At 58.4% G+C, this 19,725-nt stretch carries 20 protein-coding genes; 6 read left to right on the top strand and 14 right to left on the bottom strand.

The window, feature by feature from the left end; translation table 11 throughout:
• Positions 1-2: 2 nt before the first annotated feature.
• From tolR to ruvC, 7 genes are all read right to left on the bottom strand, one after another.
• Complete coding sequence (tolR, locus tag ACR0NZ_RS10710) at positions 3-479, bottom strand: protein TolR (protein ID WP_480473731.1); 477 nt, start codon at positions 477-479, stop codon at positions 3-5.
• Between the two features lie 2 nt (positions 480-481).
• Positions 482-1,177: a protein TolQ gene (tolQ, locus tag ACR0NZ_RS10705; RefSeq protein ID WP_209505518.1), complete on the bottom strand. Its 696-nt coding sequence runs from the start codon at positions 1,175-1,177 to the stop codon at positions 482-484.
• Between the two features lie 109 nt (positions 1,178-1,286).
• A complete protein-coding gene (gene ybgC / locus ACR0NZ_RS10700; RefSeq protein WP_480518814.1) occupies positions 1,287-1,670 on the bottom strand; it encodes a tol-pal system-associated acyl-CoA thioesterase in 384 nt (127 codons plus the stop codon).
• Positions 1,667-2,290, bottom strand: a complete 624-nt coding sequence (locus tag ACR0NZ_RS10695) for a hypothetical protein (protein ID WP_480518812.1) — start codon at positions 2,288-2,290, stop codon at positions 1,667-1,669. Before ACR0NZ_RS10695 ends, ybgC begins: the two co-directional genes overlap by 4 nt.
• 64 nt (positions 2,291-2,354) lie before the next feature.
• Positions 2,355-3,374: a Holliday junction branch migration DNA helicase RuvB gene (gene ruvB, locus ACR0NZ_RS10690; protein WP_480518808.1), complete on the bottom strand. Its 1,020-nt coding sequence runs from the start codon at positions 3,372-3,374 to the stop codon at positions 2,355-2,357.
• 4 nt (positions 3,375-3,378) lie between these two features.
• Positions 3,379-4,056: a Holliday junction branch migration protein RuvA gene (gene ruvA, locus ACR0NZ_RS10685; protein ID WP_480483973.1), complete on the bottom strand. Its 678-nt coding sequence runs from the start codon at positions 4,054-4,056 to the stop codon at positions 3,379-3,381.
• Positions 4,053-4,550: a crossover junction endodeoxyribonuclease RuvC gene (gene ruvC, locus ACR0NZ_RS10680; RefSeq protein ID WP_480483974.1), complete on the bottom strand. Its 498-nt coding sequence runs from the start codon at positions 4,548-4,550 to the stop codon at positions 4,053-4,055. The genes ruvA and ruvC overlap by 4 nt, the downstream gene beginning before the upstream one ends.
• A 333-nt stretch (positions 4,551-4,883) precedes the next feature.
• On the opposite strand from ruvC, the gene ACR0NZ_RS10675 reads away from it, so the two are divergent.
• On the top strand, positions 4,884-5,099 hold the full coding sequence (locus ACR0NZ_RS10675; RefSeq protein WP_209505505.1) for a DUF1127 domain-containing protein: 216 nt from the start codon (positions 4,884-4,886) through the stop codon (positions 5,097-5,099).
• Positions 5,100-5,205: 106 nt separating this feature from the next.
• Here ACR0NZ_RS10675 and ACR0NZ_RS10670 read toward each other — a convergent pair whose 3' ends face one another.
• From ACR0NZ_RS10670 to ACR0NZ_RS10655, 4 genes are all read right to left on the bottom strand, one after another.
• Positions 5,206-5,550, bottom strand: a complete 345-nt coding sequence (locus tag ACR0NZ_RS10670; protein ID WP_480518806.1) for a hypothetical protein — start codon at positions 5,548-5,550, stop codon at positions 5,206-5,208.
• Between the two features lie 101 nt (positions 5,551-5,651).
• Positions 5,652-6,530, bottom strand: a complete 879-nt coding sequence (locus tag ACR0NZ_RS10665) for a 50S ribosomal protein L11 methyltransferase (RefSeq protein WP_480518804.1) — start codon at positions 6,528-6,530, stop codon at positions 5,652-5,654.
• Between the two features lie 66 nt (positions 6,531-6,596).
• The gene (locus ACR0NZ_RS10660) at positions 6,597-7,829 is read right to left on the bottom strand and encodes an MFS transporter (RefSeq protein ID WP_480473741.1); all 1,233 of its coding nucleotides are present in this window, start codon (positions 7,827-7,829) and stop codon (positions 6,597-6,599) included.
• Positions 7,830-7,914: 85 nt separating this feature from the next.
• Entirely contained in the window at positions 7,915-10,110 is a 2,196-nt protein-coding gene (locus tag ACR0NZ_RS10655) for a primosomal protein N' (RefSeq protein ID WP_480518802.1), read from the bottom strand.
• 88 nt (positions 10,111-10,198) lie between these two features.
• On the opposite strand from ACR0NZ_RS10655, the gene fsa reads away from it, so the two are divergent.
• From fsa to ACR0NZ_RS10635, 4 genes are all read left to right on the top strand, one after another.
• Positions 10,199-10,852 carry a fructose-6-phosphate aldolase gene (gene fsa / locus ACR0NZ_RS10650; RefSeq protein WP_209505487.1) on the top strand — a complete coding sequence of 218 codons (654 nt, stop codon included), beginning with the start codon at positions 10,199-10,201 and terminating at the stop codon, positions 10,850-10,852.
• A 197-nt stretch (positions 10,853-11,049) separates the two neighbouring features.
• Positions 11,050-11,757 carry a DUF484 family protein gene (locus ACR0NZ_RS10645; protein ID WP_480473743.1) on the top strand — a complete coding sequence of 236 codons (708 nt, stop codon included), beginning with the start codon at positions 11,050-11,052 and terminating at the stop codon, positions 11,755-11,757.
• Positions 11,754-12,674, top strand: a complete 921-nt coding sequence (locus tag ACR0NZ_RS10640; protein WP_480518800.1) for a tyrosine recombinase XerC — start codon at positions 11,754-11,756, stop codon at positions 12,672-12,674. Before ACR0NZ_RS10645 ends, ACR0NZ_RS10640 begins: the two co-directional genes overlap by 4 nt.
• A 69-nt stretch (positions 12,675-12,743) precedes the next feature.
• The gene (locus tag ACR0NZ_RS10635) at positions 12,744-13,439 is read left to right on the top strand and encodes a CDP-alcohol phosphatidyltransferase family protein (RefSeq protein WP_480518798.1); all 696 of its coding nucleotides are present in this window, start codon (positions 12,744-12,746) and stop codon (positions 13,437-13,439) included.
• Positions 13,440-13,461: 22 nt separating this feature from the next.
• Here ACR0NZ_RS10635 and ACR0NZ_RS10630 read toward each other — a convergent pair whose 3' ends face one another.
• Both ACR0NZ_RS10630 and ACR0NZ_RS10625 read right to left on the bottom strand, forming a co-directional pair.
• Positions 13,462-13,929: a hypothetical protein gene (locus ACR0NZ_RS10630; RefSeq protein ID WP_480473746.1), complete on the bottom strand. Its 468-nt coding sequence runs from the start codon at positions 13,927-13,929 to the stop codon at positions 13,462-13,464.
• A gap of 76 nt (positions 13,930-14,005) precedes the next feature.
• On the bottom strand, positions 14,006-14,461 hold the full coding sequence (locus tag ACR0NZ_RS10625) for a methylated-DNA--[protein]-cysteine S-methyltransferase (protein WP_480473747.1): 456 nt from the start codon (positions 14,459-14,461) through the stop codon (positions 14,006-14,008).
• Positions 14,462-14,594: 133 nt separating this feature from the next.
• On the opposite strand from ACR0NZ_RS10625, the gene ACR0NZ_RS10620 reads away from it, so the two are divergent.
• Positions 14,595-16,565 (top strand): hypothetical protein, encoded by a 1,971-nt coding sequence (locus tag ACR0NZ_RS10620; protein ID WP_480518796.1) that lies wholly within the window; start codon positions 14,595-14,597, stop codon positions 16,563-16,565.
• A 42-nt stretch (positions 16,566-16,607) separates the two neighbouring features.
• Here the strand turns inward: ACR0NZ_RS10620 and ileS are convergent, their stop codons facing one another.
• Entirely contained in the window at positions 16,608-19,601 is a 2,994-nt protein-coding gene (ileS, locus tag ACR0NZ_RS10615; RefSeq protein WP_480518794.1) for an isoleucine--tRNA ligase, read from the bottom strand.
• Between the last annotated feature and the right edge of the window lie 124 nt (positions 19,602-19,725).

Raw genomic sequence — 19,725 nt, 5'->3', positions numbered from 1 at the left:
CCTCACTCTCCACCTTCATCCAGCGTCGGCCCACCGGTATCGGTCACAAGGCCAACGTTGGAAAAACCGCCCGCGTTCAGTGCACCCATGACCTGCATCACCTGTGCATAAGGGATTGCGCCATCGGCCCGCAGGAAAACCCGGTCGCTGCTCCGCTCTGCCGCAATGGCACGCAGCTTGCCAATCAACTCTTCGCGCAACACATCGGTGGTCTGGATCTGCACGCGGCCGTCTGCGGTCAGAGTCACGGTCAAAGGCTCTTCGTTGTCGCCGGGCAGCGCACTGGCCGCGGTCTTGGGCAGATCGACCGGAACACCAACCGTCAGCAATGGCGCGGCCACCATGAAGATGATCAGCAATACCAGCATGACATCCACGAAAGGGGTCACATTGATCTCGGCCATCGGCTGCGCGCGACCGCGACGCCGACCACGTCTGCGCCCATTGCCGCCCGAAGATTGCTGGATCGCAGCGCCCATCGTCAGCTGTCCAACTGGCGCGACAGGATGGTTGCGAATTCATCCGCAAAGGCTTCATAGCCGCCAACGATCCGGTCACTATCGGCGCTGAGTTTGTTGTAGAAAATCACCGCCGGGATCGCCGCCAAAAGGCCCAACCCTGTCGCCATCAACGCCTCGGCGATGCCGGGAGCCACCACAGCAAGGTTGGTGTTTTGCTGCTCGGCAATCTCGATGAACGCATTCATGATGCCCCAAACGGTGCCAAACAGCCCGATAAACGGAGCTGTGGAGCCAACAGTCGCCAGAATGGGAAGCCCTTTTTGCAAGGTTTCCGCCTCTTTCGCGATGGCGACATCCATCGACCGGTCGATACGCGCGGTTGCCCCGGCAATCAGCCCGCCATCATTGCGATGCGACCTGCGCCATTCGATCATGCCTGACGCAAAGATCTTTTCCGAACTGCCATCCGGCTGGGTTCCGATCTGCTCGAACAACTCATCCAACGGGTTGCCCGACCAGAAGCTTTCATCAAAAACCTGCGCCTCGCGTCGGGCCGCGCGATAGTTGATCAGCTTCTGAATGATGATCCCCCAGGACCATATGGATGCGCCGGTAAGTACCAGCATCACCAGTTTGACGATAAAGGTCGCGCGGGCAAACAGCCCCCACATGGAGAAGTCGATCTCCTGCGCCAGCGCCAGCGTTTCAGCTTCCATGAACCTGCTCTTTGTTTTGCCTGATGGCCGTTCGTTTGGCCTTGTTTTGCCAAACGCTATCTCAGTTGGTCATGAAAAGCCAACAGAACCACCCACGGTCCGCAAATTGTTACATCAATGCGCGAATCTCTGCCGGCAAACGGATCGGCTTGCCTGCTTTATTGATGCAAACGGCCGTGACTGTTGCACGAAATATTTCGGTCTCACCGCGTCGGACAAGCTGTGCCATGGTCAGACGCACGCCCGAGATTTCGGTAACTTCGGTTTCGACAATCAATTCATCATCGAACCTTGCAGGCGCCAGATACTCGGCCTCGAGCCGCCGCACGACCCAAACAATGCCTTCTTCTCGCATGGCGTTTTGGTCATTGCCCAGATTACGCACCCAGTCCGAGCGCGCGCGCTCGATATAGCGCAGGTAGTTCGCATGATAGACAACCCCACCCATGTCGGTGTCTTCATAATACACGCGGATGGGGTAGGTGTGTTTCATTGCAACGCCGCCAGACGGGCAAACAGCCTTAACGCGTGCGAGGCATCCTGTGCTGCCCGTGGCAAAACCGGATCATAGGCCGCCCGGATCAAGGACGCGATGTCGGGACGCAGGATCGTGGCCTCACCTGCAATTGCCAGTGGAGATTGATTGCGAAATGCAGTGTCCGACCAGAGCAAGATTGTCTGCACGACCTGATTGAGCGCAAGGGTTTCAGCCGGAACCTTCGACAATTCCTTGTCCATGCGAAGAAACACAAACGCCGCGCGGATCGCGCCATCTTCTTCGAATCGGAAAATGCGGTACTGGTTTGCATCTGCCGCGACCAGCCGTGCAACCAACGGTTCCAGATCCGGGACCAGACGATCAAGGTCCGGTACTTCCAGCAGCTCCTGCCAGTCCCGGAAAAAGAAAACCATGCAATTCGCGCCAAGTTCAGGGTCCGTCTCGGCCATTTGGTGACCGGCCAGCGTGACAACAGCTTCAAAAGCCCCCTTTACGGTGGCTAGCGTCTCGTCTTCAACGCCGAAAACGATCGGAACAACAGGCCGTCCCCAGCGCGCAAACAGAAACTCGCCGCTTTCGCGTGTGAACAGCGCCTCAATTTCTTCCGGTGTCACCGCCAGCCCTTCATCTTTTTAAAAATACTCTCGCCGAAAGGCATAAAATCTAAGTGCGCGGGCTTCAACCGAACAGATCGCTTTGCCGCTTGGGCACGGCCATCCCAAGATGCGTCCACGCCTTCTGCGCCAACATCCGCCCGCGCGGAGTACGCTGGATTAGCCCCTGTTGCAGCAAATAGGGCTCGATCACCTCCTCAAGCGAGTCGCGGCTTTCGGACAGCGCGGCAGACAGGGTTTCAATCCCCACCGGGCCGCCTGCGTAATTTTCGGCAATCAGCTTCAGATACCGCCGGTCCGCACCATCAAGACCCAGATTATCAACGCCCAGACGGGTCAAGGCACCATCGGCCAGGTCCCGTGTGATCCGCCCGTCCCCTTCGACAATCGCGAAATCCACAACGCGTCTCAGCAATCGCCCGGCGATACGCGGGGTTCCACGCGACCGGCGCGCGATTTCGCGCGCACCATCGTTATCCGCGGGCGCACCCAGTTTCCGCGCGTTCCGGGTGACGATTTCGTGCAACTCATCCACCGTGTAGAACTGAAGCCGGGTCGGGATACCAAACCGGTCACGCAAGGGCGTTGTCAGCAGGCCCATCCGCGTGGTGGCCCCCACCAGTGTGAATGGCTGCAATTCGATCCGAACGGTGCGCGCAGCAGGACCTTCGCCGATAACAAGATCCAGCTCGAAATCTTCCATGGCCGGGTACAGCACTTCCTCCACAACCGGGTTGAGCCTGTGAATCTCGTCGATGAACAGCACGTCACGCGATTCAAGATTGGTCAGGATCGCTGCCAGATCCCCCGCCTTGGCCAGAACCGGGCCAGAGGTCATGCGGAAATTCACTCCCAATTCACGCGCCATGATCTGCGCGAGGGTCGTTTTGCCCAACCCCGGAGGTCCGTGAAACAAGGTGTGGTCCATCGCCTCGCCGCGTTGCCGGGCTGACTGGATAAAGATGCGCAAGTTGGCGCGCGCCTCAGCCTGACCAATGAATTCATCAAGCCCCTGAGGACGCAAGGCGCGGTCATTGTCTCCCGGCAGGGGCTCCGGGCGCAGGGTGGGATCAGCGTCAACCATTCACTTACCCTTTCGGAGCCAGCAGCCTGAGGGCCGCGCGGATCAGATCAGCCTCGTCCGCATCCGGCTGGCTTGCAGCCGCTTCAGCCACAGCGCCCGCCGCGTCGGACGGCCCATATCCAAGATTGGCCAGCGCCGACAACGCCCCGGCAGACGCGGCCGCAGCACCTGATGGCGGTTTCGACACACGTCTAGGTGCGGGCGTAGAATCATTCGGCTCAACAACCTCAAGTTCCGGGCCGTCCAGCGCCTGAGTAATCGTGCCACCCATGGCCATCACACCCGGCGCCTTGTCCTTGAGGTCCAACACGATCCGCTGGGCTGTTTTTGGCCCGACCCCCTTGGCCGCCTTTACCGCACCCCAGTCCCCCAGGGCAATTGCGCGGCTGACACCGTCGGGTCCCAATGCACTCAGGATCGCCAGCGACACCTTCGCGCCGACCCCCTGGACCGAGCACAGCAGGCGATGCCACTCTTTCTCGACAAGCGACAGAAACCCGTAAAGCTGCATCAGGTCTTCGCGGACAACCATGTCAGTGTAGATCGAGACCGCCTCGCCCACCCCCGGCAATGCCGCCAAGGTCCGGTCGGAACAATAGACAAGATAGCCGACGCCCCGGACATCGATCAGCACATGATCTGCCGCACGATAATCCAGCCGCCCTGTCAGTTTTCCGATCATGCCCGCACCTCTTTCACACGCGCCTGTTGCGTCTTTCCGTAATAGGCGTGGCAGATTGCAATCGCCAGTGCATCCGCCGCGTCGGCCCCTTTCGGAAAACAGCCCGGCAATTGCAGTTTGACCATGTGCATAACCTGCTCTTTCTCGGCATGACCCACGCCCACCACGGTCTTTTTGACCCGATTGGGTGCATATTCCCCCACCGGCAGACCGGCCTGTGCCAGCGTCAGCAACGCCACGCCACGCGCCTGCCCAAGCTTGAGGGTTCCGGCCCCGTCCTTGTTCACGAATGTCTGTTCGATAGCAGCCTGATCGGGCCTGTGATCCGCAATCACTTCGACAATCTGATTGTGCAGCGACAGCAACCGCTCGCCCAGATCGTCGCCATCCGATTTGCATAATCCATTGGCCACATGGCTCAGGCGGCTGCCATTTGATTCGATGACGCCCCATCCCAGGGTTCTAAGCCCCGGATCGATGCCCAGAATTCGCATGTTTTGCCTCGGCCTGCTCGGGTTGTGTGATCTTTTTTCAACGCCTAGCACGAAGCGTGAACATTTTCCAAGCGAATTGACCCCAGGGCTGAAAACGACACGCGTGCTTCAGGCGCGACTTCGGGCGCGTTTTGCGACCCAGTGAAGTCTGAATTCGACACTTTCTCAAAGGCTTTTTCACCAATTGTTTAAGGGGATTACAACTTCGTGAAGCCTTGCAGAAAACGCATAGGACACATGCAAAAACTGAACTTGTGCGAACGAAATGACGGCACTAGATGCCCCGCAGATCGCAGAAATGCAATGTGAACACTAACCAGAAGGAAACAGGATATGGCTGCACTGGACACAACCCGCGTCGCTACCACTGGCTCGTTCGGCCTTGTTGGCCGTATCGGCGCATTTTTCGTATCGGCCGTTAACGCCGCAGTTGAATGGAATGACGCCCGCGTAACCCGCAACGCGCTGACCGGTCTGACCGACCGCGAACTGGATGATATCGGCCTGTGCCGCGGTGACATCGACACCATTGCCGAAGGTCGCCGCTAAGAACCGACCCCAACACTTATATGCCCCTTCCTCCTCCCTTGAGGGGCACACAAAAACACCGCGCACCGTAAGGGTACGCGGTGTTTTTTTAATCCGAGGGAGCGGATTAGTAGAAAACTTTGTTCAGCTGAGTGGCGAGGGCTTGCGACACAGGATCGATTTGCATCACCCAGGCACCGGCTTTTTCGACTGGTGTGCCTTCGTTCAGGCTGTCGATCCGATATTGATAGCCGGTGGGACTAAGGTGGGACAAAAGAAATGCTTTGAAGGCGAAGAAACCCACAAGCGTAAGCAACAGCACCTTTGCTGGCACCGCCGAGCTCACCCGCTGCGGCCTCATCACAACCAGCCCATCCTTGCGCATCGTCGCACGATAGCCACGGCTCATCTTTTGGTGTTTCTTGTTCAGGCGATTTACGCGCTGATTGAACTCCAGTTGTTTACCCGTCATGGCAGCCTCCAAAAACCGCCCCCCTCGACTTCATTCAGAAAACGGTAAAAAGAGATTGCGACAAAAACGTGGCAAAAACCTATAAAACTCCTGCAAATGGCCTAATTCGCGCCCTGTTTGGTTAAAATTAGGGTCGTCCACTCACCAATCTCGGCCCTATAGGCCTGATTGAACCCGTTTTGTGAATAAACGGAAACCACGTCATCGGCCTGTTCGTTAAGGATTCCCGACAGGATCGCATGCCCACCTGGGCGGAGATTCGCTGCCATTTCGGGTGACAAGGCCACCAAAGGCCCTTTGAGGATATTGGCAAAGATCAGATCGTAGGGTGCGTGTGCCTTGAGGTCGGGATGATCGAAACCTGCGGCTTCAACACACCGAACCGCGCCGGACATACCGTTTGCCTTCAGGTTGGCTTCGGCCACTTCAACGGCCACCTCGTCGATATCGCTGGCAATGAAATCACCATCCCATACCCGGGCTGCCGCCATGGCCAGAACGGCCGTGCCGCAACCGATATCCGCTACTTTCGAGGCACTGAATCCTTCATCCAACAACCGGTCCAGAGCTTTCAGACATCCCAGCGTGGTACCGTGATGCCCGGTGCCAAAGGCCATTGCCGCCTCGATCAGCAGTGGAATGCGACCGTCGGGCAGCTTGTCGGCATCGTGGCTACCATAGACAAAAAAGCGGCCCGCCTCAACCGGGGCAAGCTCGCGCCGCACATGGGCCACCCAATCGGTTTCAGGCAATTCCGACACAACAAAAGGTTTGGCTTCAAAGGCAACTGCCAGAACGGCCAGTGCGGCCTCGTCAGGGGCTTCGGTGAAATATCCACCCACTTCCCACAGGCCCGAGCCATCTTCGACCTCGAACACACCGACGCCAGTTGGTTCGGGCACCAGCCGCTCCATCGCTTCGCCCAGACCTTCGGCGGCTTTCTTACCTGTCAGCGTGGTCAGCGCAGTGAATGTGGGCATCCGGAACTCCTGTGTCAGTTGGCACTGCGCGTAGGACGGTGCGCCGCCAACGTCAAGCTTTGCGGCCTATTCCGCCGGGGCTGGCGCGTATTTGCTCAGGACGGTCTCATTGCCCGGTTCCGGGTGGCGTGGAACCAGCAGGGACAGCAGCAGAGAAACGACCGCCATCGCCGCCGCTAGGCCAAATACGGCGCCTGGCGACATGACCCAGAGCAAACCCAGCAACGCGGGCAAGAAAACCGCGGCGATATGGTTGATCGTGAACGCGACTGCGGCAGTTGGCGCAATATCCGCCGGATCGGCGATTTTCTGGAAATAGGTTTTCAGCGCCAGCGCCAGCGCAAACAGCACATGGTCGATGACATAGAGCGTCGCCGCCAACAGCACGCCCCAGCCAAACCAGTAGATGCCACCATAGGCTGCGAACACGATCGCCAGACCGGTGTATTCAAAGATCAACGTGCGCCGTTCGCCAAACTTGGCCACCGCTTTACCCAGCAACGGAGCAACCATCATGTTGATCATCAGGTTGATCAGATACAGGCTGGTCAGCTCATGCACTTCAAAGCCGAACTTCTCGACCATCATGAACCCGGCAAAGACGACAAAGATCTGTCGCCGCGCACCGGCCATGAATTGCAGCGCGTAATATAGCCAGTATCGACGGCGCAGGATCAGTTTCTTGGTTTGCGGTGTGGGGGCATCGAATTGCGGGAAGGCGAACAGGCAAAACAGGGCTAGCAAAGCTGTTGCACCGCCAGCAGCCATGAAGACAAAGTTATAGGACAGATCGAACCGCTCCCAGGTCAGAACGATCAGCCCGTAAACCACCATCGTTGCAGCCGAGCCCATTGCGACCAGCCATCCCAATATCTGCGGCGCGCGATCCTTGGGAAGCCATTGCAACTGAAGCGACTGGTTTACAGTCTCATAGTAATGAAACCCGATTGAACTGAACAAGGTCACGAACAGCAATCCGCCAAGGCTTGGGAACCAGGCCGTAAAAGCCGTTGCGACCCCAAGCATCATCAGCGAGATCATGGCCAGCACCTGCTCGCGAATGAAAATGATGACGGCAATCACGCCGACCGCCAGAAAGCCCGGAATCTCGCGCACCGTGTGTAGCAGGCCGATATCGGCCCCGTCGAAATTCGCTGCCTCAATGACGAAGTTGTTCAACAGCGCGCTCCACGCATTAAACGCGATGGGCATGGTCAAGGCCATCACGAACAGAAGCGTGACAGGACGACGCCAGAACGGAAGGCTCTGCGCCTCGGCAAGGGGCATAGGTTTCAGCATGAGAATCCTCTACGCCCATTTCCCAACTTTGGCGAGGGGGAAGCGACCGGCGCACAATGGCCCTGCGTTAATGCAGACGTCACCGTCAGTAAAAGCTTTGTGGATCGATATCGACGGTCAGGCGGATATCGCCTTTCAGGCGTAACGGGGCAATCCAACGGGCGATAGCATCCTGGATTGGTGCGCCCTTGGGTGCCTTGACCAACAGGCGGACACGGTGACGTCCGCGAATACGGGCAATCGGCGCCGGGGCGGGGCCAAACACCTGTGCACCGATCTGGCGCAATGGACCGTCGTTGCGCGCCATGGCATTGCCGATGTCAAAGACCGGGCCGACCTCTGGCCCTGACAGAACAATCCCTGCCATACGTCCATAGGGTGGCACACCGGCCGCTTGCCGACCGGCGGCCTCGGCCTTCCAAAAGCCCTCTTCGTCACTCGACAGAATCGCCCGGATCACCGGATGTTCCGGCTGAAAAGTCTGTAACAGCGCCTGCCCCGGTTTTTCAGCCCGACCGGCACGCCCCGCAACCTGCCGCATCAACTGAAATGTTCGCTCGGCAGCCCTCAGGTCTGCGCCATGCAGACTTAGATCCGCGTCGATCACCCCCACCAATGTCAGCTTGGGAAAGTTGTGCCCCTTGGCCACCAGCTGCGTTCCGACAACGATATCGGCATCCCCGGCCGCAATCTCTTCGATCTTGGCCTTTAGTGCGCGGGCTGAGCCGAAAAGATCAGAACTTAGCATGGCAATTTTGGCCTCGGGGAAGGTCACCTCGGCCTCTTCGGCCAAACGCTCAATGCCCGGCCCCACCGGAGCCAGCTTGCCCTCGACCCCGCAGGAAGGACAGATCTCGGGCATCGGCTTGGTCTCGCCGCATTGGTGGCACATCAGGCGCTTCAGGAATCTGTGTTCGACCATGCGCGCGTCGCAATGGTCACAAGCGATCTGTTCCCCGCAGGCGCGGCACAGGGTTACAGGAGCATATCCCCGACGATTGATGAACAAAAGCGACTGCTCGCCTTTCTCGATCCGCTGCTGCACCGCTTGCCGCAAAGTCGGAGATATCCACGTTCCGGCCTGCATCTGTTCGGCCCGCATGTCGATGGGCTTCATCTCGGGCAACACTGCCGCCCCGAAACGCGAAGTCAGGTCGATCCGATCATATTTACCTGTCTCAGCATTTGCCCAGCTTTCCAGCGATGGGGTTGCGCTGGCCAGAATCACCCGCGCGCCGCAGATGGCCGACCGCAAGACCGCCATGTCACGCGCGCTGTAATGCACCCCGTCTTCCTGCTTGTACGAGGTGTCGTGTTCCTCATCCACCACGACCAGCCCCAGATCGCGAAATGGCAGAAACAGGGCTGACCGCGCGCCAACAACCAGTTGAGCTTCCCCCTGCCCGACCATCCGCCAGACCCGCCTGCGTTCAGTCATGGTCGCGCCCGAATGCCACTCGGCAGGGCGCGCGCCAAACCGCGCTTCAACCCGTGTCAGGAATTCTGCGGTCAGCGCAATTTCAGGCAAAAGGACAAGCGCCTGCCGCCCCATGCGCAGCGCTTCGGCCACGGCCTCCAGATAGACTTCGGTCTTGCCGGAACCCGTCACGCCTTTCAGCAGCGTCGTGCCGTAATTCCCCGTCCGTTGCCCGGCGCGAAGCTGCGCAACCGCACTTGCCTGATCTTCGGTCAGGTCCTTTCCCGGTAAATCGGGATCAAGATGCGGATACGGCAGGTCGCGCGGGCTGTCTTCTTCACGAACCGCGCCTTGCTTGACCAAGCCTTTGACAACGGACGAAGTTACCCCTGCCTGTTCCGCCAGTTCCTTTAACGTGAATGCCAACCCGCCATAGTCGCGCAACACGTCAAGTACACGGATTCTGGCGTCGGTCATCCGGTCTGGCAGGGTGGCTCCCAAACGATAGATCTTGCGCATGGACGGCGGGTCGCCCAGCCCCGGCGCGCGGGTCGCCAGCCGCAGCATCGCGGGCATCGGTGTCAGAGTATAGTCGGCAACCTTGCCGAGGAATGCCCGCATTTCCTCGCGCATCGGTGCAACTTCCAGCACACGGATCACCGATCGCGCCTTGTTCAGATCGAAACCGCCCTGCCCCGGCCCCCAGACCACGCCCAACACCTTGCGCGGACCAAGTGGCACCTCGACAAACGCACCCAGAAAGCACCCTCCTTCGGGCGCTTTGTAATCCAACGTCCGGTCAAGCGGTTGCGTTGTCAGCACCGCAATCAGCTCTCCCTCGTCGAAAAATCCGTTAGCGCTCACAGCATATCCTTTGCAGGGGGTTCCAGCATGGCTCTCTTTGAGGTAAAGCCATCCGCGACCAAGGCCAACCCATCAAAGGACTGCCCTCATGAAATTCTTCGTAGACACTGCAGAGATTGACGCCATCGCTGAACTGAACGATCTGGGCATGGTGGACGGCGTGACCACCAACCCCTCGCTGATCCTGAAATCGGGCCGCGACATTCTGGAAGTGACCAAAGAGATCTGCGATCTGGTCGACGGTCCCGTTTCCGCCGAGGTTGTCGCGACCGAAGCTGACGACATGATCGCCGAAGGCCGCAAGCTGGCCAAGATTGCCCCGAATATCGCAGTGAAGGTTCCGCTGACATGGGCCGGTCTGAAAACCTGCAAGACGCTCAGCGATGAAGGACAGATGGTCAACGTCACCCTGTGCTTTTCGACCAATCAGGCGATTCTGGCTGCAAAAGCGGGTGCGACCTTCATCTCGCCCTTCATCGGTCGTCTGGACGATATCAACCTGGATGGCATGGATCTGATCGCCGACATCCGTCAGGTCTATGACAATTACGGATTCGAAACCGAAATTCTGGCCGCTTCAATCCGCACCGTGAACCACGTTACTGAAAGTGCCCGCATTGGTGCCGACGTCATCACCGCGCCGCCAGCCGTGATCAAGAAACTGGCCGATCACCCGCTGACTGACAAAGGTCTGGAAACATTTCTGGCAGACTGGGCCAAAACCGGTCAGAAAATCCTCTGATCTGGTGTGCAACCGCGCGGCGCTATCAGGCGCCGTGCCCGGCCCAACGGCCCAAAGCCTGATCTGCGATCAGGCGTGGCAGGCGGGAGCCTATCCGCCACAGCATCCGGGGAAATCCACTCTTGCGTGCATTTTTCCCAAGGCAAATCCGGTTCGGCATGCTATAAGCCGCCCAACAAAAAAAGACCGGACAGGACATGAGCAGCAATCCCAAACTCGAGGATAATCTCCGCGCGGCAATTCTGGCCGAGCCCGACGTCGTTCTGGACGACAAGGACCTGATGCAAGCCCTTGTGGCCGCGAACGAACGCGCCCGGGGTGATAATGTGATCGATCTGCGCGGCATTGCCATGCAGCGGCTCGAGGCGCGGCTGGACCGGTTGGAAGATACCCACCGCTCGGTCATCGCTGCGGCCTATGAAAACCTTGCAGGCACCAATCAGGTACACCGCGCGATTTTGCGCTTGCTGGAACCCGTCGAATTCGAGGATTTCCTGCGTGCCCTTGGCGCCGATGTCGCAAATATCCTGCGGGTTGACCATATCACGCTGGTTCTGGAAACCACCGTGGTTCAGAACGATCCTGCCATCGACAGGCTTGGAGGCGTTCTGACGATCGCAGAGCCCGGCTTCATCAACCAATACCTGACCAATGGTCGCGGCGGCCCTGTCCGCGACGTGACCTTGCGCGAAACTCATCAGCCGAACCGACGTGTTTTCGGCGCGCTGGCGGATCAGTTGCGCTCGGAAGCCTGCCTCAAGCTGGACCTCGGTCCGGGTCGCCTGCCGGGCATGATCGTCATGGGGGCCCGTGATCCGCGGCATTTCACGCCGCAACTCGGCACCGATCTTCTCACCTTCTTTTCCGGCGTATTCGAACGCTCGATGCGCCACTGGCTGTCGTGAACCTTATCTCACCTGCTTGCCGCGACGCGCTCCAGCACTGGCTGGACACTCTGGGCGCGCTGGCGGGGCGGTCCCAGAACACCCAGACCGCCTATCGCGGCGATGTCACCGAGTTTTTGTCTTTCATGACCCTTCATCACGGGGAACGACAAGGGTTGAAGGCGCTGGAACGGATCACCGTCTCGGACATGCGCGCCTGGATGGCAGATCAGCGCAGCGGGGATATCGGCGCGCGATCCCTTGCGCGCAAACTGTCCGCCGTCAAAAGCTTCTATCGTTGGCTGGCCGAGCGAGAGGGATTTGAACCCACCGCCGTTCTGTCGACCCGCGCGCCCAAATTCACCAAGAAACTGCCCCGCCCTCTGGCCGAAGACGCCGCGCGCGCCATGATTGACACGGTCGAGCTGCAATCTGTGTCCGACTGGGTCGCGGCCCGTGATGTTGCGGTTGTCACGCTTCTCTATGGATGCGGCCTGCGGATATCCGAGGCCTTGTCTCTGACCGGTGCAGACGCGCCCTTGCCCGAGACATTGCGCATTGTCGGGAAGGGCGACAAGGAACGGATCGTTCCGGTTCTTCCAGCCGCCCGAGATGCGGTTGACCGGTATCTTCAGCTTTGCCCCCACCAGCAAGCGAAGGACGCAGCCCTGTTCCGGGGCGTCCGTGGCGGCCCTCTGAACCCGCGCGCAATTCAGGGCGTCATGGCTAAGGCACGGATGCAATTGGGGCTGCCATCAACCGCCACACCTCATGCCATGCGGCACAGCTTTGCCACCCATCTGCTGTCCGCCGGAGGAGATCTGCGGGCCATACAGGAACTGTTGGGGCACGCCTCATTGTCAACCACACAGACCTATACCGCAGTGGATACCGCTCGGCTGATGGAGGTCTACAACCGCGCGCACCCCAAGGCGTGACCGATACATCGAACAGAAACCTCGGGCTTTTGGTTTGCATCTCTGGCGTGCATCGGTCATGACCCTAACATGACACTCAGATTCAAAGCTCTTGCCGTACATCTCTTCACTGCCACAGGTGCTGTTTTCGCAATGCTGGCCATGCTGGCCGCCGTGGAAGAGAAATGGAGCCTAATGTACCTTTGGCTGGTTGTATCTTTCGTTGTTGATGGCATCGACGGTCCGCTGGCGCGGCACTATCACGTCAAAAAGAACGCGCCCGAGTTTGACGGCGTCTTGCTGGATCTGATCATCGATTATCTGACCTATGTGTTCATTCCAGCCTTTGCGCTGTTCAAATCCGGATTGATGGATGGGTGGACCGGCTGGTTCGCAATCATTGTCATCACCTTCGCCAGCGCGATGTATTTCGCGGACACTCGCATGAAAACCAAGGACAATTCCTTTTCCGGCTTTCCCGGATGCTGGAACATGTTCGTTGTCGTGATCTTCGCGCTTGAACCCAATTTCTGGATCATCCTGCTGCTGGTCACACTGCTGTCGCTTGCGATGTTTCTACCTTTGAAGTTCGTTCACCCCGTGCGCACCGAACGCTGGCGCAGTGTGACCTTGCCGGTCGCCCTTGCATGGACGTTCTTTGCGGGCTGGGCCGCGTGGGTCGATTTTCATCCCGAAAGCTGGGCACACTGGGGTCTGGTCATCGCCAGCCTGTACCTGACATTTGCGGGTATCGCACAACAGGTCATTCCGCAGCGCCGTACCTGACACGAGCGCTGCCGGACCCGGTTCAAAGAACGTCCTGAACCTCAAATTCAGTACCGTTATGGGTAAAGACGTCACCCGCGCGCAGACCGGCCATGGCCAGATAGATCGGGCTTTGCGTCGAAATCCCCATATATGTATCTCCACCCACCTCAAACCGGGTCGTCGAAACGCAGACGACAAAGCTGCGGTTGTTGAACCTGATCACCGATCCCGGCTTGACTGTATCTGTCAGCCCAAAATCGGTATTCTCGATCACATCGATCTTGGCATGATGCGCATGGACAGGCGCGTCAAACGCAGCCGCCAGATCGGCATTTTCGCGCGACGCGGCTATGTCATCCTTGTCGTGGCCTTCCCGGTCGTCCAGTTGGGCATCCTTCAGAAACGCATCGTAATGGGCCTGCGCCGTTGCAAGTTCCTCCGCCTCAAGCGACATCAACCGGTCGATAATGGCCTTCTTCTGGGCTGCGCGATCATTTTCAGTGCTCATTCAATGCGATCCTTCAAATTCAGCAACTGACATAAGTTGTGCTTCCCCGGACCGGATTGCAACCGAATTTCGAGGCTCAGATCAAAAGACCCGCCGCCCGTTCATGCCGCAGCAGTGCAACCTTTGTCTCGATCCCGCCGCACCCGGAAAACCCGCCCAGCCCATTGGCGGCCAGCACTCGGTGGCAGGGAATAATAACGGGGATCGGGTTTGCCCCGCAGGCCTGACCGACCGGTTGCGCCGGTTGCCCCAACGCCTTGGCGATATCCCCGTAGGTGCGCGTTTCCCCAAGGGGAATGGCATACATGAGATCACAGACCTGCCTTTGAAACTGCGATCCATGAATGCGGTAGGGCAGATCGAAGCGGTCAAGCCGACCAGCGTCATAGGCCATCAACTGCGCCGCCGCCTCGCGCAGCAGAGCGGTCGGCTCGCCCTCGTCCTCGCCGTCCCAGACCAGCCGCGTGAGGGCACCATCGGTTTCCTCGATCCCGAGTCTTCCGAACTGAGTTTCAACTGCAATCATCGCCATGGGATGACGGTTTCAGATCAATCCTCCAAGTTCAAGTGGGGAAGCCATGGGGGCTGCGCGACGCGCGGATTTTGTGAATTTCGGCAATCATGTTAGCCTACTTGCATTGTCAAAAAGAGTTTTGGAGCATGAGATGGGTCGTCATTTGATCCTGACGGTTCATGGAATTGGCGAACAAATACCCGGTGAGACCGTCGATCAGGTTGTCGGGGCCGCGACAACCTGGCTGGATGGCAATCCCGAACCGCCGATTGAGGTTCAGCGCGGGATGATCGAGCTGGCCGAGACAACCTTCGACGGCACCCCCCGAAGCGCGACATTGTTCCCGGTCAACCTGCGCAAGGTGACAAAACCGTCTGCTCCGCAGGATGAAGCTATGTTTGCCGAAGTTTTCTGGGCAGATCGCTCACCCGCCCCGAAAGGTGTCATTAAGACAGCGTTGGACCTGATCTGGGTTGTTCTCGCACTGGGTTATCTGGCGATGGACAATGCCGAACAAACGCATAGCCGCGCGGATGTGGCCTCGGACCAAGCCAACGGCAGGAACACTTTGGCCGCGCGGCTGGTTCACCTTTTTACCTGGGTTTTCTTCGGTGCAGTCGCGACCCTGAATGCCTATCTTCTGATCGGAGCGCTCGCCGTGATGGTCGATCGCGTTCCCGGGATCTTCTTTCAAAGCACGATCCTGCTGTTCTGGCTCTTGTTCACGCTTTACGCAGGAGGGGCCGCATACGGACTAAGGCGCAGCTTTAAAGCCCCGACTTATCTAAGACGCGTATTCTGGCGCGGCATTTTCGGGATGGGGTTCTTGCTGCTGATCTGCCTGATCATAGGTCCGCTTGGTCTGGAAATCCGGGCCTGCACACCCTTGCCGGGCAGCCCAGCCTGCCCTTCGGCGCTGGAGCAGTTTGTGGCTTTTCAGGTCTACCTGCTGGCGTTTTTCTGGGCTTCACTGATCTTCATGACAATCATTTTGTACGTGCTTTCTGCGACCAGGCTTGATGAAAAGGTTCAGGCAGACAATCTGAAAGAACACAGACGGCTGTATCCCAGCGTATGTGCTGGGATGTTGGTGTTCTGGATGTTCTTTATCTCCGGGTTGTGGCTTATGCTGCGGGAAATGCTCAACACGATTCCGGGGCTTTCGGATGGAAAACTGACCGGTCTGTTTGACAATTTTCTCAGCGATTCCATCGAAACGCTCAGCGTTGCCTTTGCGGCAATTGTCCTACTTGCGTTTGTCGGTGTTGGCCTGTTTGCCGGTCGCAGAAGGTTGAAAACAAACCTGCATGTCCGCGACGGGCTGATCAGCCGCGCCATCCTCAATCGTTTTGCACAATGGGTCTTTTTGTTCGGTGCAATCACGCTGGCCCTGGTCGCAATCCGAGAGATCGCGATGAGCCAGCACGTCGATCCCCTGTGTCAGAACGGAACGGACAGTTGCAACGTGATTGGCCGGGCTTTGAACAAACTGGCAAGCAAACAGGGCGAGATTGGCCTGATCGTCCTGGGTGCAACAGCATTGATGTACCGCTTTTCCGATTTCGTCGCGGCAGGGCTGGGCGTGGCAAGAGACATCGTCACCTATGCCATTCGCGACAAGTGCTTTCTGAAAGCGGACCTTAAAACCAGGTTGCGCAATTATCCGGATCGCAAGGCGATTGATGAACGGTTTTACCGTGCGCTGCATTACGTGGTGGATATCTTTGCCGCGGACCACATCACGGTGATCTCACATTCACAAGGCACCGTGATTGCTACACAGATGCTGGCTGATCGACGCGTGCAAAAGCTGATTGACGGGCGCACCCTGACGCTGATCACGATGGGCTGTCCTGTGACCCACATCTATCAGCGCTATTTTCCGGAAATGTTCACGGTCGTTCCCAAAAATCTGAACGCCGCATGGTTCAACATCTTCCGGCAGGATGACTTTGTAGGGACCGAGATTGAAGGCGGGCTGATATCCGTAAATCGCAACATCCCGGTCGATCCTGGTGGGCACACTGGATATTTCACGGATTATCAGATCTGGAAGGCCCTGAAGGACCCAGCCATTGGCTTTGACCTGTTTAATCCGACACCGCAGTCCGTGCAGACGTGAAACGAAAAACGCCCCCTCGGAAGATCGAGAGGGCGGTTTCCATCAGCTTAGCGCTTCATCGCAGCGTCGGCAAACTCCGGCGTGGGCGTGGCGGCCCACGTCAGGAAGGATTTTCCAACAGCGCTGACACTTCTCGCCTTCGGCCTTCTCGAACACGACGGCAACGCCTTCGATTTCGGGTACGCGGAACGCTTCGGCCGGGGCCGGGTCGCCGGTCACAGTCAGGCCTGACGTGATGCACAGATCGTCCACGTCAAAGGTCACCAGCAGATCAAGGGTTTCACTGTCCTCAACATGCACAATCGGAGCTGCTTCGAGGCTGGAGCCGATCACCTTGTCCTGACGCTGGATCTCAAGCGCGGCCGTCACTGCACGGCGTACACGGCGCACTTTGGCAACAGCCTCTTCCAGTTCGGCAAAACGCCAATCCGCAGGCGTTTCCGGGAAGTCGACCAAATGGACCGAGCTATCGTCGCCCGGAAAGCGCTCCAACCAGACCTCTTCCATGGTGAAAACCAGAACCGGCGCCAGCCATGTGGTCAGGCGATGGAACAGAATATCCAACACAGTTCGCGCGGCACGACGGCGCGGCGTGTCGCCGTCACAATAAAGTGCATCCTTGCGGACGTCGAAGTAGAAGGACGACAGGTCCACCGTGGCAAAGGTAAAGACCGCGCTGAATACGCCCTGGAAATCGAAAGACGCATAGCCCTTGCGAACCTGCTCATCCAGATCGGCCAGCCGGCTGAGCACCCAGCGTTCCAGACGCGGCATGTCTTCGGGCGCAACGCGATCGGCCTCGGTGAAATCCGCCAGCGAGCCCAGCATAAACCGCATAGTGTTGCGCAAACGGCGATAGCTGTCGGCGGTGCCTTTCAGGATCTCCGGCCCGATCCGCTGGTCGGCCGTGTAGTCGGTCTGTGCCACCCAAAGGCGCAGGATATCGGCGCCGTACTGCTTGACGACCTCTTCCGGTACGATGGTGTTTCCCAGCGACTTGGACATCTTGTTGCCCTTGGCATCCAGCGTGAAACCATGGGTCACGACGTTGCGATAAGGCGCGCGGCCTTTGGTGCCGCAGGCCTGCAACATGGATGAATGGAACCAACCACGGTGCTGGTCGGTGCCTTCCATGTAGACGTCGGCGATACCGTCCTCGGTCCCATCTTCGCGGTCGCGCAGAACAAAGGCGTGGGTCGAGCCCGAGTCGAACCACACATCCAGTACGTCAAACACCTGATCGTAGTCATCGGGGTTGGCAATGCCGTCTAGGATTTTCTCTTTGAACCCGTCGGTGTACCAGATATCCGCGCCGTCTTTCTCGAACGCCGCCTTGATACGCGCGTTGAGGTCTGCGTTGCGCAGCAGGTAATCCGCATCGGTGGGCAAGGCACCTTTCTTGGTGAAGCAGGTCAGCGGTACGCCCCACGCGCGTTGGCGGGACAGAACCCAGTCCGGGCGCGCTTCGATCATCGAATAGAGGCGGTTACGGCCGGTCTGCGGCGTCCACTTGACCAGTTCGTCGATCGAGCGAAGCGCACGTTCGCGGATGGTGTCCCCCATCTCACCCATGCCGTCATCCAGCTTGCGGTCAACGGATGCAAACCACTGCGGCGTGTTGCGATAGATGATCGGCGCTTTCGAGCGCCACGAATGCGGATAGCTGTGCTTGATCTTGCCACGCGCCAGCAACCCGCCGACCTCGGCCAGCTTGTCGATGACGGCTTTGTTCGCGTCACCCTCACTGCCCTTGCGCGACAGGATGAACTTGCCACCAAAGAACGGCAGATCGGCACGGAACGAACCATCATCCATCACATTGTAGGTGATGACCTGCTCCAACATGCCCAGATCGCGATAGAGTTCGAATTCCTCCATCCCGTGCGAGGGCGCGCAGTGAACGAAGCCTGTTCCTTCGGTGTCGGTCACAAAGTCGGCAGCGCGGAAGTCGCGGATATCGTCCCATTCGCCATTGCCACCTTCGGCACCGGCCAGCGGGTGGGCGAGGCCGATTCCAGCTAAATCAGCAGTAGGAACGTCAGACAGACGGCTCCATTGATCATCATTGAGCCTGGCTCTGCCAAACACATCGCCGGCAAGGTTGTCAGCAACAATGAACTTCTCACCGACTTTTGCCCAGCATTCATCCGGCGTTCCCGTCACTTCATACAACCCGTAAGAAATGTCTTTCCCAAACACCACGGCTTTGTTGGACGGCATAGTCCACGGAGTCGTAGTCCAAATAACAACATTGGCGCCCAACAAGTCATCTCTAACTGGTTGCGGTTTATGCGCATAGTGCCGACCCGAAGCCGTTTCTTGAGGGAAGAGATCGCTGTTTTCGCCTCCCTTCGCTTGGACGACCTTGAACTTCACCCAGATGGTAAAGCTTTCCTTGTCGTGATACTCGACCTCGGCCTCGGCCAGCGCTGTCTTCTCGATGGGCGACCACATCACGGGTTTCGAGCCCTGATACAGCGTGCCGTTCATCAGGAATTTCATGAATTCGTCGGCGATCACGGCCTCGGCATGGAAGTCCATGGTGATGTAGGGATCAGGCCAGTTGCCGGTGATGCCCAGACGCTTGAACTCTTCCCGCTGGATGTCGATCCAGCCTTCGGCGAACTTGCGGCACTCCTGACGGAAGTCGACGATGTTCACCTCGTCCTTGTTCTTGCCCTTCTTGCGGTACTGTTCTTCGATCTTCCATTCGATCGGCAGGCCGTGGCAGTCCCAACCGGGCACGTAACGCGCGTCGAAGCCCATCATCTGATGGGAGCGCACGATCATGTCCTTGATCGTCTTGTTCAGTGCGTGGCCGATATGCAGGTGGCCGTTCGCATAGGGGGGGCCGTCGTGCAGAGTAAAGGGTTTGCGGCCCGTTTTCTCGCGCAAGCGGTCATAGACACCGATGGTCTCCCACCGCTCCAACCATGCGGGTTCGCGTGCAGGCAGGCCCGCGCGCATCGGAAAATCGGTTTTTGGCAGGTTCAGCGTGTCTTTATAGTCAGGCGTTTGAATCGTGTCGGCGCACATTTTGAGCGTCCTTTGGATGATCTGGTCGTACTTGGATCGAAGCGGTCGGTGCGAGTTCTCAAACACCTTTGCCCGGCGTCTCAGAGGGTCAGAGCGCCGGGGATATAATTCGAATAATGATGGC

This window comes from Ruegeria sp. AE3, assembly GCF_056542225.1.
Note: the sequence above shows the minus strand (reverse complement) of the source record. Positions and strands in the feature narration are given on the sequence as shown.